Here is a 13,838-nt window from a genome sequence, read left to right as displayed (position 1 = left end):
GCACAGGTAGAGCCGTGTGCGCGGTGCCTTGACGCCCTGTCATGACCTCAGCACCATGACGGACATGACCTTGGCGACCGCGAAGCCGAAACGCCCGCGACCGGCCAAGCGGAGCAGCCCGGCGGACGGCCGGGACCGGCGCCTGATCGACCACGGCGCCTGGTTCCTGGTGCTGCCCGCGCTGATCCCCATCCTGGTGCTGAGCGTCGGACCGCTGCTGTACGGGATCGCGCTGGCGTTCACCGACGCCCAGTCCGGCCGGACCGAGCCCACCCGGTGGATCGGCACCCTCAACTTCCAGGACCTGCTGCACGACACCCTCTTCTGGGAGTCGTTCCGCATCGGTCTGCTGTGGGCCGTCGGGGTGACCGTGCCGCAGTTCCTGCTCGCCCTCGGCCTCGCCCTCCTCCTCAACGAGCCGCTACGGCTGCGCTGGCTGGCGAGGGCGCTCGCGATCATCCCCTGGGCGATGCCCGAGGTGGTCGTCGGCATCATGTGGCGGCTCGTCTACAACCCCGACGCGGGCATCCTCAACGAGACCGTCCGCGACCTGGGCCTCGGCGACGGGCGCGACTGGCTGAGCGGACTGGCCACCGCGCTGCCCGCCGTCATACTGGTCGGCGTCTGGGCGGGCATGCCCCAGACGACCGTCGCCCTGCTCGCCGGGCTGCAGAACACCCCGCGCGAACTGCACGAGGCCGCCGCGATGGACGGCGCGGGCGCCTGGCGCCGCTTCCGCACGGTCACCTGGCCCGCCATCAGACCCGTCGCCCTCGCCATCTCGGCGCTCAACCTCATCTGGAACTTCAACTCCTTCGCCCTGGTGTATGTCCTGACCAACGGCGGACCGGGCGGCCGCACCCGGCTGCCGATGCTCTTCGCCTACGAGGAGGCGTTCCGCTACGGCCAGTTCGGGTACGCGGCGGCGATGGGCTGTGTGATGGTCGCGGTGATCTCGACCGTCCTGGCGTTCGTCCTGGTCGGCCGGCTGCGGCGGGGTGAGGACGCATGAGGAGCGGCAGGGCGGCGCGCACCGGCCAGTACCTGGCCCTTGTCGCGTATCTCGTCTTCCTCGCGTTCCCCTTCCTCTGGCTGGTCTCCACCGCCTTCAAACCGGCCCGCGAGCTGGGCAGTCTCCACCCGACCTGGATCCCGAGGGACCCGACCCTCGCCAACTTCCGGCAGGCCTTCGACGAGCAGCCCCTGCTGCAGGCCGCGCTCAACTCGCTGGTCGCGGCGGTCGGCGCGGCCGTCGTCGCCGTACTCATCGCGACGCCGATGGCGTACGTCATGGCCCGGCACCGCACGACGCTGTCGCGGATGGCGACCGGGTGGGTGGTGGTCAGCCAGGCGTTCCCGTTCGTGCTGGTGATCATCCCGCTCTTCCTGGTGCTGAAGAACCTGAGGCTGATCGACTCCGTGCCCGGACTGATCATGGTGTACGTGGTGTGGGCGCTGCCGTTCGCGCTGTGGATGCTCGTCGGCTACGTCCGGGCGGTGCCCGCCGAGCTGGAGGAGGCGGCGGCGGTCGACGGGGCCGGGCGGCTGCGCACCCTGGTGTCGGTGACGGCGCCCCTGCTGGCGCCGGGCATCGTGGCGACGGCGCTGTTCGCTTTCGTCACGGCGTGGAACGAGTTCTTCTTCGCGCTGGTCCTGCTCAAGACGCCGGAGAAGCAGACCCTGCCGGTCGTCCTCGCCCATTTCATCGGCGCGGAGGGCGTGGCCGACCTCGGCCCGCTGGCCGCCGCCGCGTTCCTCGCGACGCTTCCCTCGCTGGTCGTCTTCGCGGTCATCCAGAGACGGATCACGGGCGGCATGCTCGCCGGGGCGGTGAAGAACTGATGCGCGCACCACGGCTCGTCACGGCCCTGCTGCTGTGCCTCCTCATGGCCGGCTGCACGGGCGGCGAGGGAACCTCCGACGACGGCCGGATCACCCTCCGCTTCCAGTCCCTGGCCTGGCAGGAGGAGTCCGTCGCCGTCAACAAGGAACTGGTGGCGGAGTGGAACGCCGCCCATCCAGACGTCGAGGTCCAGTACGTCCAGGGCAGTTGGGACAGCGTCCACGACCAACTGCTCACCTCCTTCGAGGGCGGTGAGGCGCCGGACATCATCCACGACGCCTCCGACGACCTCGCGGACTTCGCCTACGGCGGCTACCTCGCCGATCTGCGCGAGCTGCTGCCCGAACGGCTCAGGACGGACATCCCGCCGCACAGCTGGGAGACGACGACCTTCGGCGAGGGCGTCTACGGGGTGCCGTTCCTCCAGGAGCCGAGGGTCCTCATCGCCAACGCCACCTGGCTGCGTGAGTCCGGTGTGCGGCTGCCGACGCCCGAGGACCCGTGGACCTGGACGGAGTTCCGCGAGGTCGCGAAGGAGCTGAGCGGCGGCGGGAAGTACGGCGTGGCCTGGCCGTTGAAGGAACCGGTGTCGGCCACGCTGAACCTCTCCCTCTCGGCGGGCGGACAACTGTTCCACCGGGACGCGGACGGCAAGGTCGAGGTGCGGTTCGAGGAGGCCGACGCGGTCGTCCCGAGGACCGTGCGCGACGAGGTGAACGCCGACGGGAGCGCACCCGCCACCACCCTCGGCATGGGCGGCTCCGACACCCTGCCCGGCTTCTTCGGCGGCCGGTACGCGATGGTCCCGCTCGGCTTCTCCTACCGTCAGCAGATCGTCCAACAGGCCCCGGAGGGCTTCGACTGGCAGGTGATGCCCGCCCCGGCCGGCGCCGGCGGGCTCACCCAGGGCGTCAGCCCGCAGACCCTCTCCGTCGCCAAGGACAGCCCGCACAAGGAGGAGGCCGCCGCGTTCATCGACTTCCTCCTGCGCCCCCAGAACATGGTCCGCCTCGCCCTCGGCGACTGGATGCTCCCGACCGGCACGGAGGCCCTCCGGGATCCCGCCCTGCGCACCACCGAGCACGACTGGGCGACGGGGGCCGCGCTCGCCGAGTATCTCCGGCCGGCCCCCGCGCAGTCCGTGCGCGGCTATCCGGAGTGGAAGGACAAGGTCGCCACGCCCGCGTACCAGGAGTACTACAGCGGGGCGATCGACCTGGGTGAGCTGCGGGAACGGTTGGAGGACGACGGGAACCTGGTGCTGGCGCGCTACCAGCGGTGAGGGTGTGGGGCAGCCCCTGAAAAGCCGGGGCTGCGCATCGTGCCCCACCCCCTGATCGCCGGGCAAGCCGGTTGGCTCGCCGGGCAAGCCGGTTGGTTCCACGCCTGTCGTGAAATCACGGCACTTTTCAGGTCACGATCAGGTCACTCAATAACGCTCAGGTAACGCCCGGTCCGCGCGAAACGCGCACTGACTCTGTTACCGGGTTCGACCGTTACCCCCTCCGAAAGGTTGCGTTCGGCGGTTCTTGTGCCTCGGGTGAACGGCTTCCAAGCTGAGGATGAATTCATTTCGAACGCCAGGAAGTTGACCCATGCGCCGAGACATACCCGACCTCGCGGAAGTGCGCCGCGTGACCCAGAAGAAGCGGGACGCCTGGTGGACCGTGCTGCTCGTGGACCCGGTCGCCACCCCTCTGGTGCGGCTGACCGCGAAGTACACGAGGATCACGCCCAACCAGCTGACCTGGGGCGCCTTCCTGCTGGGACTGGTCTCGGCCGCGTTCTTCGCGCTGGGCGACTGGCGCTGGCTGATCGCCGGCGCCGTCGTCTACCACCTGAGCTTCATCCTCGACTGCATGGACGGCAAGGTCGCCCGACTCACCGGCCAGGGCTCCGTGTTCGGGGCCTGGCTCGACTTCGTCTTCGACCGCGTCCGGGTCGCGGCGTGCTCGATCGCCCTGATGGCCGGTCAGTACCAGCGCACGGGAGAGACCTTCTACATCTGGCTCGCCGCCGCCGTCATCGGCTGCGACGCGCTCCGCTACATCAACTCGCTGGAGACCTTCAAGGTCCGCCACACCATGCGCAAGCAGATCAAGGCCCGGCTCCGTGAGGCCCGCCGCGCCGAGAACGAGCGGGAACTCGCCTTCATGGAGGACCTGCTGCGCGAGAACCCCGAGGCCGACATCGAACAGGACCTGCGCTCGGCCGCCGCCGAGGTCACCCAGGCCGCGCCACAGGCCCAGGTCGTCGACCTGCACCAGGAGTTCCGCCGCCGCTTCCCCCTCTATCTGCGCGTCCGGTCCTTCCTGCTGCGCCACCGGGTCCGCCCCCATCTGATCAGCGGCATCGAGTTCCAGATGGGCGTCTTCATGATCGGCCCGATCGTCGACTCGGTGATGACGGCGACCATCGTCTCCGGCGTCCTGCTGCTCGTCTTCGAACTGGCCATCGTCTACAAGCTGTTGCTCTCCACCCGCGACTTCACCCGCACCCTCGACTCCTTCGACCGGGGAGACGTCGCCACGGCGGCCTGACCCGACGGGTACGGACACGGAGGTGGGCCGGGGCGACGCCGCCCCGGCCCACCTCCGTGTTCAGGCCCCGATCAGACCCGTACCCGCTCGTCCCGCGCCGTCGGTGACAGCGGCTCCGGCTCCGGCGACTCGTCATGGGTGAGGTCCGGCAGCCGGTTCAGCCACCTCGGCAGATACCAGTTGCGCTCGCCGAGCAGGGCCATCACCGCCGGGAGGAGCACACCCCGGATGATCGTCGCGTCGATGAGGACGGCGGCCGCGAGGCCCACACCCATCTGCTTCATCGACTGCATGGACAGTGTCCCGAAGATCGCGAAGACGGCGACCATGATGACGGCGGCGCTGGTCACGACCCCGGCCGTGGTGACCACCCCGTGCCGGATGGCCTCCTTCGTCGTACGGCCCCGCAGTCGCGCCTCACGGATCCGCGAGACCACGAACACGTGGTAGTCCATCGACAGCCCGAACAGGATCACGAACAGGAACAGCGGCAGCCAGGTGATGATGGCGCCCACGCCCTCCGCGCCCACCAGCGAGGCCCCCCAGCCGTGCTGGAAGACCGCGACGAGGATGCCGTACGCGGCGCCCACCGACAGCAGGTTCAGCACGATCGACGTCGCCGCGATCGTCAGCGAGCGGAACGACAGCAGCATCAGCAGGAAGGCGAAGACCACGACGAAGGCGAAGACCGGGACCACGGAGCCGACGAGCTGGTCGTTGAAGTCCTGGTTGCCCGCGACCTGCCCGGTGACCGGCGCCTCGACGCCCTCCACCTTGCCGAGCGTGGCGGGCCGTACCTCGTCGCGCAGCCTGTCCAGGCTCGCGCCCGCCTTGTCCTGGTCGGAGCCGCCGACCAACGGCACGTACACGAACGCCACGTTCTGCGCGTCGTGCACCTTGATCTCCACCGGGCCGCGCGAGGCACCCGAGGCGACGGCCTCCTCCTTGAAGTCGGCGAGCGCCGACCGCACCTCGGGGGCGTTGATGTCCTTGGCCTTCACGACCACCTCGGCCGGCTCGGAACCGCCCGGGAAGGCCTCGTTGACCCGGTTGTACGTCTGCACGATCGGCAGCGAGTCCCCGAACTCCTGGTCCAGCGTCAGGTTCTGCGTCTTCATCCCGAGCGCGGGCGCCGCCACGGCGAGCAGCGCACCGGTCGCCACGACCAGCGACAGGGCCGGCTTGGCGAGCACGACCCCGAGGACGGCGTTCCAGAAACGGCTCTCCGAACCACCGTCTCCCGCACGGCCGTTCTTCCGCCGCTTGTCCGGGTGCAGGAACGGGATACGGCCCTTCTCCACCCGTCCGCCCAGCAGCGACAGCAGCGCCGGCAGCACCGTGACCGAACCGACCATCGCGACGGCCACGACCATCAGGGACGCCAGGCCCATCGCCTCGAACTCGGCGAGCCCGGTGAACAGCATGCCCGCCATCGCCACGCACACCGTGACGCCGGAGACGATGATGGCGCGGCCACTGGTCGCGGCGGCCACCCGCAGTGCGGTCTGCGCGTCCCGGCCCGCGGCGCGCTCCTCGCGTTCACGGCGCAGATAGAACAGGCAGTAGTCGACACCGACGGCCAGACCCACCAGCAGCATCACGGAGTTGGCGGTGTCGCTCATCGGGATCACATGGCTGACGATGGCCATCAGGCCCATCGTCGCGACGATCGCCGTGATCGCCAGCGCCACCGGCAGCAGCGCCGCCACGACCGCGCCGAACGCGATCAGCAGGATGCCGAGCGCCACCGGCACGGCCGAGTACTCGGCCTTCTGGAAGTCGTCCCCGAAGGCGTCGTCGAACGTCTTCATCATCGAGGCGCCGCCGATCTCCTCGATCCGCAGCGACCCGTGCTCCTTCTGGACGTCCGCGACGGCCTTCAGCACCGGCTCGATCCGCTCGCCCGCGGTGTCCGACGCGCCCCGCACATCGAACTGCACCAGCGCGCTGCGGCCGTCCTTCGAGATCGTCCGCGTGTCGTACGGTGAGGTCACGTCCGTGACCTCACCGGTCCTCTCGACGGCCTTCATCACATCGTCCACGGCGGCCCGGAACGCGGAGTCCGTGGCGCGGACGCGGTCGTCCTTCGCCTGGATCAGGACGGTCTCACCGGCGGGCTCCTCGATCCCGGCCTCCTCGACGATATGAGCCGCCGTGCTGGTCTCCCCCTTGAGCTGATCGCTGTCCTTGACCTCGACCGAGCCCATCGCCGAGCCGATCCCCATCGTCAGCACCACGAACAGCAGCCAGATCCCGACGGCCGCCCAGCGGTGCCGGGCGCTCCAGCCGCCCGCCCGGGCGGCGATCCCCCGCACCCGTACCTCTCCGTTCCCCATGACGGGCCAGCCCCCTCGCCTGCGATGGCGACCCCCTGCCGCCACCTTTCGTTTCGAAGGTATGAGCCGGATAAGGGCATCTCGTCGTGCTCTCCGGTGAACCCCGCCGCCTACGGGTCCTCCGCTCGGACCCCGCTCCCTCCCCACCAGGGAGGACAGTGGCCCCTTACACCCATCCCGGGTTCTCGGGGCCGAACCTCAGGGTGGTCCCGCCGTCCGATGCCTATCGTGAGCCCATGACGACGTACGCGGCGCTTCTGCGCGGGATCAACGTGGGCGGCAGCAAGAAGGTCCCGATGGCCGACCTCCGCGCCCTCCTGACCGGCCTCGGCCACGACGGTGTGGCCACCTACCTCCAGAGCGGCAACGCGGTCTTCACCAGCGACCACGGCGACGAGGACTCCCACGCCGCCGAGATCACGACGGCCATCGAGAAACACTTCGGCTTCACCGTGGACGTCCTGGTGCGCGACCACGAATACCTGGAGGCGGTCCGGGAGGCGTGCCCGTTCCCGGCGGCCGAGTTGGAGGGCAAGCAACTGCACGTGACGTACCTGTCGGAGACCGTGGGCGCGGCCCGCTTCGAGGGGATCGATCAACCGGCTTTCCTGCCCGAGGAGTTCAGGATCGGGGACCGGGCCCTGTATCTCTACGCCCCCGAGGGCCTCGGCCGCTCCAAGCTCGCGGAGACCCTGTCGAAGCCCCGCCTCCTGAAGGGCCTGACCGCCACCACCCGCAACTGGAACACGGTGGTGAAGCTGGTGGAGCTGACGCGGGCCGGCTGACCGGATGCCCGTGGTCGCGTCTGCTCGCGTCGCGTTTGTTCAAGAGGTCCGGGCGGGCCGTCCCTAGCGTGGTCCGTATGAGCCACGACGACAGCACGCACCCGCACCACCCGCATTACCCGTACATGGCCGAATGCGCCGCCGAGGCGGCCCGGATCGCCCGGGGCGTCACGGCGGACCGACTGGAGCGTCCCAGCCACTGCGGTGACTGGGACGTCCGGGCGCTGGTCAACCACTGGGTGCTCTACACCTCGCACGGCCTGGAACACCGCGCCCTGCGCACGCCCCTCCCCGAGGAGCTGACCGAGCGGGACTTCACCGCCGACCCCGACTGGGCCGACGCCTACGCCGCCCAGTTGGACCGGGCGGTCGCGGCCTGGGCCGAACCGACGGCGTGGGACGGCGACATCGACCTCGGGATGGGCCCGTTCCCCGCCGTAGGCATCGCCGGCATGATCATCAAGGAGATGGCCGTCCATGGCTGGGACGTCGCCACCGCCACCGGCCAGAGGTTCGACATCTCCGAACCGGCCGCCCGCTTCGTCCTCGACGTCGTCGAGACCCACGGCGACCTCTACCGCCGCTACGACGGCTTCGCCGCCCCGGTCCCGGTCCCACCCGACGCCCCGGTGTTCGACCGAGCGCTGGCGTCGAGCGGCCGGAACCCGCGGGCGACCGCGGCCCGATGACCGGCGCGGCCCGATGACCGGCCGCGGTCTCATGACCGGCCCCGACAGGACGGCTGGTTGATGCAGGCCATCCAGGCCGGGTAGTGGGACGACGGGCCCACGTAGAGGGCCGCGCAGGCGTGGCCGTTCTTCTCGGTCTTCGGACGGGCGAGGCGGAGCCGACGAGAGCGGACAGTGCGACGGGGACGCCGACGGCGGTTCAGGCCGCGGTCAGCTGGCCCTGCCGGAGCGCGCCCGCGTACCGGCGCAGCAGCAGCGCGGCCAGTTCGGGGGCGGGGCCGAGCACCTCGGCCAGGACGTCCGCGCCGGACTCGTCCGCCCCGGCGGCGATCCGGTCCGGCAGCCGGCCGGGGGCGATGACGTACGGCGCCACGGCCACCCGTGCGCAGCCGAGCGCCCGCAGCTCCCGTACGGCGTCCTCCGTGCGGGGGAGGGACGCGGAGGCGAACGCGGGTCGCACGGCGCACCAGCCGGTGTGCCGCCACTCCCGCGCGATTTCTGCGATCACCGCGATCGCCTCCGGGTCGGTGGACCCCGCCGAGGCCAGGACGACCCCGGTCGAGGACTTGTCGGCGGGGCTCAGGCCCGCCTCGGACAGCCGGCGTTCGAGGGCCGACAGGAGCAGAGGCGACGGGCCGAGCACCTCCGCTTGGCGGATGCGCAGAACGGGCGGGGCCTCGCGCAGGACCGCCGGGATGTCGGCCTTGGCGTGGAAGGCGCGGGTCAGCAGCAGCGGCAGGGCCACCACGTCCCGTACGCCCTCCGCCGCCAGCGACTCCAGCACCCCCTGGACCGAGGGGACGTTGAAGTCCAGGAAGCCGGTCTCCACACGCAGCCCGGGGCGCATCGCCCGTACCCGCCGCACCAGGGCGTGCACGGTCGCGGCGTGCCGCGGGTCGCGGCTGCCGTGGGCGATGACGAGGAGGACCGGCTCGTTGAACATGTGGATCAGCTCTTCACCAGCAGGCCGCGGCCGCGCAGGACCCGCCGCTCCAACGGGCTGAAGATCAGCAGATCGATGGCGATACCGACCAGCAGGATCAGGAAGATGGCGAGGAACACCGTGGCCATGTCGATGTTGGTGCGGCCGTTCTCCAGCAACTGGCCGAGACCGACCCCGAGATCGGGGTGGCTGGCGATGATCTCCGCCGCCATCAGCGAACGCCAGGAGAACGCCCAGCCCTGCTTCAGACCGGCCAGATAGCCGGGCAGCGCGGCCGGCATCACGATGTGCCAGGCGCCCTGGAGTCCGGTGGCGCCCATGGTGCGGCCCGCCCGCAGATACAGCGGGGGCACCTGGTCGATGCCGGAGACCAGCCCGTTGGCGATCGAGGGCACCGCGCCGAGCAGGATCACCGCGTACATCATCCCGTCCGTCAGACCCAGCCAGACCACGGCCGGCGGTACCCACGCCACCGACGGCAGCGACTGAAGACCGGAGAGGATCGGACCGATCGCCGACCGCACGAACCGCACCCGGGCGACCAGGATGCCGAGCGGCGTGCCGATCGCCAGCGCGATCAGGAAGCCGAACAGGCCACGCGAGACACTCGTCCAGACGTAGCCGAGCAGCTTGCCTTCCAGCCAGGCCTGCTCCGCCGCGTCCCACACGGCCGACGGCGGGGGCAGCTTGCCCGGGTCGGTGACGACGCCGAACGACACCAAGCCCTGCCACACCGCGAGCACCAGCACGATCGCGGTGATCGGCGGCACGATCTTCTGCCGGAACGTCTGGCTGAAGGGAGGCCGGCCGGTGCCCGGCGTCTCCAGGGCGTCGAGGCCCGCCTCCACTGCCCCGAGCCGGTCCTTGTCGGCGGCCGGGGCGTCGATCCTGTCCGTCGCCTTCGTCTCACTGCTGGCCATGACGGCGGATCTCCTCACGAAGGACATCGGTGATCTCCAGGGACAGCTCCGCCACCGGAGCGTCCTCGATACGGCGGGGCTGCGGGATGTCGACCCGCCACTCCCGGGCGATCCGGCCCGGGCGCGAGGACAGCAGCACCACGCGCTGCGCGAGCCGTACCGCCTCGCGCACGTTGTGCGTGACGAACAGGACGGAGAGCCGGGTCTCCTCCCAGATCCGGGTCAGCTCGTCGTGCAGCACGTCCCGGGTGATCGCGTCGAGCGCCGCGAACGGCTCGTCCATCAGCAGGAGCTTGCTCTCCTGCCCGAGGGCCCGCGCCAGCGCCACCCGCTGCCGCATACCGCCGGACAGCTCGTGCACCCGCTTGCCGTACGCGCCCTTCAGCCGGACCAGCGAGAGCAGGTCCTCGGCGCGCTCGCGCCGTTCGTTCTTCGGAACCCCCCTGAGTTTCAGGGCGAGTTCGATGTTCTTGCCCGCGGTCAGCCACGGGAACAGGGCGTGCTCCTGGAACATCAGAGCGGGGCGCCCGTCGGTCGCGATGCTGCCCTGGGACGGGGCGTCGAGCCCCGCCACCAGGTTCAGCAGCGTGGACTTGCCACAGCCCGAGGCCCCCAGAAGGGTGACGAACTCGCCCGGAGCGACATCGAGGGTGATGTCGTCGAGCACGAGCTGCTGCCCGGTCGGCCCGGCGAAGGACTTCGATACGTGCTCGATACGGGCTGCGTGCTCGACGGCGTCAGTGCCGTCGGCGGCCTTGGCGAGTGCGGTGGCCATGGTCGTCACCTCCTGGGAACGTGGCGGACTGCGCGGTTACTTGACGCCGAGACCGGCGTCGTCGACCTCGGGCTCGCCCTCGGCCTTCAGGACCTTGTTGAGGATCGACAGGTCGTAGATGCCGTCGAGCAGCGGGTCCTTCAGCAGGCCGGCCTTGACCGCGTGCTCCGCCTCGGTGTTGAGGGTGGCGGCCAGCGGGTCGTTGGTGAACTGGATCGACTTCCACGCCGGGTCGAGGACCTTGGCGTCCAGCGCCTTGCCGGAGTCCTCCTTCAGCCGGGCGTTGGCCGCCTCCTTCGCCTTCTCCGGGTCGGAGTCGATGAAGGCGTTCGTCCTGACCGCGCCCCGCAGCACCGCCTCGACGACCTTGGGGTGCTCCTTGAGGAAGTCCTGCCGCACGATGATGTTCGTGATCACGAACTTCTTGTCCGGCCACAGGTCGGCCTCGTCCAGCAGCACCTTGGCGCCCTCGGCGACCAGCTTGGACGCGGTCGGCTCCGGCACCCAGGCACCGTCGATCGAGCCCGACTTGTAGGCGTCCGGGACGATCTTGTTGTCCGTACGGACCACGGAGACGTCGCCCTTGCCGCTCTCGGCGTCGACCTTCCAGCCCTGCTCGGCGATCCAGTTGAGGAACGCCACGTCCTGCGTGTTGCCGAGCTGCGGCGTCGCGATGTTCTTGCCCTTGACGTCCTTCAGGGACTTGATCTTGTCCGGGTTGACGACGAGCTTCACACCGCCGGAGGCCGAACCGCTGATGATGCGCAGGCCCTTGCCGGCGGACTTGGTGTAGCCGTTGATCGCCGGGGAGGGGCCGATCCAGCCGATGTCGATCGACTTCGAGTTGAGCGCCTCGATCTCGGAGGGCCCGGCGTTGAAGATCGCGTACTCGGCCTTCGTGGCGCCGAGCTCCTTCTGGAAGATGCCCTCCTGCCGCCCGACCAGGGCGGTGGCGTGCGTCAGGTTGCCGAAGTAGCCGATCTTGACGGTGTCGAGGCCCTCGATCTTCTTGGCCCCGGCGGCGACCTCGGTGGTCTTGTCGTCCTTGGTCTCGGAGCCGTAGCCGCAGGCGGCGAGGGTGAGGAGGGGAAGCGTTGCGATGACCGCGACGGAGCGACGGAAGGCGGATGAGCGGTTGGCAGGCACGGGAGGTGTTCCTCTCGGAGGCCCGGCGGTCACAGCCCTTCGGGGTGTGGCCGGGGAATCAGGAAAAGGGTCTTCGTCGCAACGGGGACGTCCGGTGGGGGGACGGGGCGCGCAAGCGGTGCGCGTACGTCAGCACACACATCGCGCCACTCCGCCCTGCCCGCTGCCGAGGGCGCCGCTGCCCACACGGCCGCCCTCCTTCGCGAACGTCGCGTAGAAGTCCTGGGGGTTCATGTCAGAAGTCCCACCCGTCGTCCTCGGCCGCGTCCTTGACGGGCTCCGGGGAGGCGAACGACTCGCCGACCATGCCGGCCGTCAGTGTCGTGCCGTCGGACGGGTCGATCAGGATGAAGGAACCGGTGCGGCGGGAGTCGGCGTAGGAGTCGACCGGCAGCGCCTCGGCCGTACGGACCTTCACCCGGCCGATGTCGTTGGCGACGAGCTGTCCCGGGTGCGGGTGCAGGGACAGGTCGTCGAGCGTCAGCCGGGACGGGATGTCCTTGACGATCGCCTTGACCGTGCGGGTGCCGTGCTTGAGCAGCACCCGGTGGCCCACCGTGAGCGGCTGGTCCGCGACATGGCAGACGGTCGCCTCGATGTCCTGCGTGGTCGCCGGGGCGTCCTTGCTGGGCACGATGAGGTCGCCGCGCGAGATGTCGATGTCGTCCTCCAGCAGGACGGTCACCGACTGGGTGGTCCAGGCGACGTCGACCGGCTCGCCCAGCAGGTCGATACCGGAGATCTTCGACGCCCGGCCGGACGGCAGCACGGTCACCGACTCGCCGACGCGGAACGAACCGGCGGCGATCTGGCCCGCGTAGCCACGGTAGTCGGGGTGCTCCGCGGTCTGCGGCCGGATCACGTACTGCACGGGCAGCCGGGCGTGGCAGTGGCTCAGGTCGTGCGCGACCGGCACCGTCTCCAGGTGCTCCAGCACCGTCGGGCCGCCGTACCAGTCCATGTTCGCGGACGGCTCCACCACGTTGTCACCGGCCAGCGCCGAGATCGGGATCGCGGTGATCTCCGGGACGCCCAGCTCGGACGCGTACGCCGTGAACTCCTCGGCGATCCGCGCGAAGACCTGCTCCTCGTACGCGACGAGGTCCATCTTGTTCACCGCGAGGACCACGTGCGGGACCCGCAGCAGCGCGGCGATCGCGGCGTGCCGGCGGGTCTGCTCGACGACGCCGTTGCGCGCGTCGACCAGGATCACCGTCAGCTCGGCGGTGGAGGCGCCGGTGACCATGTTGCGGGTGTACTGCACGTGGCCGGGGGTGTCGGCGAGGATGAAGCGGCGGCGGGTGGTGGCGAAGTAGCGGTAGGCCACGTCGATGGTGATGCCCTGTTCGCGCTCGGCGCGCAGGCCGTCGGTGAGGAGCGCGAGGTCGGGGCCTTCCTGGCCCCGGCTGGCGGACACCCGTTCCACGGCCTCCAGTTGGTCGGTGAGGATCGACTTGGAGTCGTGCAGCAGCCGTCCGACCAGGGTGGACTTGCCGTCGTCGACGGAACCCGCGGTCGCGAACCGCAGCAGCGTGGTGGCCGAGAGCTCCTCGGCGGTGATCGTGCTCATGGCTAGAAGTACCCCTCGCGCTTGCGGTCTTCCATCGCGGCCTCGGACATCTTGTCGTCGGCGCGGGTCGCACCCCGCTCAGTGAGCCGGGAGGCGGCGATCTCGGCGATGACCTGGTCGAGCGTCACCGCGTCCGAATCCACGGCACCCGTGCACGACATGTCGCCGACCGTCCGGTACCGCACCCGCCGTTTCTCCACGGTCTCGTTCGCGCGCGGCCCGCCCCACTCGCCGGCGGTCAGCCACATCCCGGCCCGCTGGAACACCTCGCGCTCGTGGGCGAAGTAGATC

12 protein-coding genes and 1 pseudogene are annotated in these 13,838 nt (G+C 70.2%); 6 read left to right on the top strand and 7 right to left on the bottom strand.

Annotated elements, in window-relative coordinates; translation table 11 throughout:
* Positions 1 to 64 precede the first annotated feature (64 nt).
* From PUR53_RS02825 to PUR53_RS02810, 4 genes are all read left to right on the top strand, one after another.
* Positions 65 to 1,012 (top strand): carbohydrate ABC transporter permease, encoded by a 948-nt coding sequence (locus PUR53_RS02825; protein WP_329907253.1) that lies wholly within the window; start codon positions 65 to 67, stop codon positions 1,010 to 1,012.
* Positions 1,009 to 1,842 carry a carbohydrate ABC transporter permease gene (locus PUR53_RS02820; protein WP_329907252.1) on the top strand — a complete coding sequence of 278 codons (834 nt, stop codon included), beginning with the start codon at positions 1,009 to 1,011 and terminating at the stop codon, positions 1,840 to 1,842. Before PUR53_RS02825 ends, PUR53_RS02820 begins: the two co-directional genes overlap by 4 nt.
* Positions 1,842 to 3,125, top strand: coding sequence for an ABC transporter substrate-binding protein (locus PUR53_RS02815; RefSeq protein ID WP_329907251.1), 1,284 nt, complete (start codon positions 1,842 to 1,844; stop codon positions 3,123 to 3,125). Before PUR53_RS02820 ends, PUR53_RS02815 begins: the two co-directional genes overlap by 1 nt.
* 313 nt (positions 3,126 to 3,438) lie before the next feature.
* Entirely contained in the window at positions 3,439 to 4,383 is a 945-nt protein-coding gene (locus PUR53_RS02810) for a CDP-alcohol phosphatidyltransferase family protein (protein ID WP_329907250.1), read from the top strand.
* Positions 4,384 to 4,454: 71 nt separating this feature from the next.
* On the opposite strand, the gene PUR53_RS02805 is transcribed toward PUR53_RS02810, so the two are convergent.
* Entirely contained in the window at positions 4,455 to 6,719 is a 2,265-nt protein-coding gene (locus tag PUR53_RS02805) for an MMPL family transporter (RefSeq protein WP_329907249.1), read from the bottom strand.
* Positions 6,720 to 6,955: 236 nt separating this feature from the next.
* Between PUR53_RS02805 and PUR53_RS02800 the strand changes: the two genes are divergently transcribed.
* Both PUR53_RS02800 and PUR53_RS02795 read left to right on the top strand, forming a co-directional pair.
* Entirely contained in the window at positions 6,956 to 7,504 is a 549-nt protein-coding gene (locus tag PUR53_RS02800) for a DUF1697 domain-containing protein (protein ID WP_329907248.1), read from the top strand.
* Between the two features lie 77 nt (positions 7,505 to 7,581).
* Positions 7,582 to 8,193, top strand: coding sequence for a TIGR03086 family metal-binding protein (locus tag PUR53_RS02795; RefSeq protein WP_329894994.1), 612 nt, complete (start codon positions 7,582 to 7,584; stop codon positions 8,191 to 8,193).
* A 199-nt stretch (positions 8,194 to 8,392) separates the two neighbouring features.
* Here the strand turns inward: PUR53_RS02795 and PUR53_RS02790 are convergent, their stop codons facing one another.
* From PUR53_RS02790 to PUR53_RS02765, 6 genes and pseudogenes are all read right to left on the bottom strand, one after another.
* Positions 8,393 to 9,136, bottom strand: coding sequence for a sirohydrochlorin chelatase (locus PUR53_RS02790; RefSeq protein WP_329907247.1), 744 nt, complete (start codon positions 9,134 to 9,136; stop codon positions 8,393 to 8,395).
* A gap of 5 nt (positions 9,137 to 9,141) precedes the next feature.
* A complete protein-coding gene (locus tag PUR53_RS02785; protein ID WP_329894992.1) occupies positions 9,142 to 10,056 on the bottom strand; it encodes an ABC transporter permease in 915 nt (304 codons plus the stop codon).
* Positions 10,043 to 10,831 (bottom strand): ABC transporter ATP-binding protein, encoded by a 789-nt coding sequence (locus PUR53_RS02780; RefSeq protein ID WP_329894991.1) that lies wholly within the window; start codon positions 10,829 to 10,831, stop codon positions 10,043 to 10,045. Before PUR53_RS02780 ends, PUR53_RS02785 begins: the two co-directional genes overlap by 14 nt.
* Before the next feature lie 36 nt (positions 10,832 to 10,867).
* Positions 10,868 to 11,977, bottom strand: a complete 1,110-nt coding sequence (locus PUR53_RS02775; protein WP_329894990.1) for an aliphatic sulfonate ABC transporter substrate-binding protein — start codon at positions 11,975 to 11,977, stop codon at positions 10,868 to 10,870.
* Positions 11,978 to 12,212: 235 nt separating this feature from the next.
* Complete coding sequence (locus PUR53_RS02770) at positions 12,213 to 13,547, bottom strand: sulfate adenylyltransferase subunit 1 (RefSeq protein ID WP_329894989.1); 1,335 nt, start codon at positions 13,545 to 13,547, stop codon at positions 12,213 to 12,215.
* A gap of 2 nt (positions 13,548 to 13,549) precedes the next feature.
* A pseudogene (locus PUR53_RS02765) lies at positions 13,550 to 13,838 on the bottom strand (sulfate adenylyltransferase subunit CysD); the annotation flags it as partial.

Origin of the sequence: Streptomyces sp. SP18BB07, from assembly GCF_036322545.1 — a bacterium.
In the GTDB taxonomy this organism is placed as follows: domain Bacteria; phylum Actinomycetota; class Actinomycetes; order Streptomycetales; family Streptomycetaceae; genus Streptomyces; species Streptomyces deccanensis.
The sequence above is the reverse complement of the archived record's forward strand: the minus strand, read 5'-3'. Positions and strand labels throughout refer to the sequence as shown.

Coding starts and splice junctions, on each gene's coding strand:
- PUR53_RS02825 (WP_329907253.1), top strand. CDS start 65: ATGACCTTGGCGACCGCGAAGCCGAAACGCCCGCGACCGGCCAAGCGG.
- PUR53_RS02820 (WP_329907252.1), top strand. CDS start 1,009: ATGAGGAGCGGCAGGGCGGCGCGCACCGGCCAGTACCTGGCCCTTGTC.
- PUR53_RS02780 (WP_329894991.1), bottom strand. CDS start 10,831: ATGGCCACCGCACTCGCCAAGGCCGCCGACGGCACTGACGCCGTCGAG.
- PUR53_RS02815 (WP_329907251.1), top strand. CDS start 1,842: ATGCGCGCACCACGGCTCGTCACGGCCCTGCTGCTGTGCCTCCTCATG.
- PUR53_RS02785 (WP_329894992.1), bottom strand. CDS start 10,056: ATGGCCAGCAGTGAGACGAAGGCGACGGACAGGATCGACGCCCCGGCC.
- PUR53_RS02800 (WP_329907248.1), top strand. CDS start 6,956: ATGACGACGTACGCGGCGCTTCTGCGCGGGATCAACGTGGGCGGCAGC.
- PUR53_RS02790 (WP_329907247.1), bottom strand. CDS start 9,136: ATGTTCAACGAGCCGGTCCTCCTCGTCATCGCCCACGGCAGCCGCGAC.
- PUR53_RS02770 (WP_329894989.1), bottom strand. CDS start 13,547: ATGAGCACGATCACCGCCGAGGAGCTCTCGGCCACCACGCTGCTGCGG.
- PUR53_RS02805 (WP_329907249.1), bottom strand. CDS start 6,719: ATGGGGAACGGAGAGGTACGGGTGCGGGGGATCGCCGCCCGGGCGGGC.
- PUR53_RS02795 (WP_329894994.1), top strand. CDS start 7,582: ATGAGCCACGACGACAGCACGCACCCGCACCACCCGCATTACCCGTAC.
- PUR53_RS02810 (WP_329907250.1), top strand. CDS start 3,439: ATGCGCCGAGACATACCCGACCTCGCGGAAGTGCGCCGCGTGACCCAG.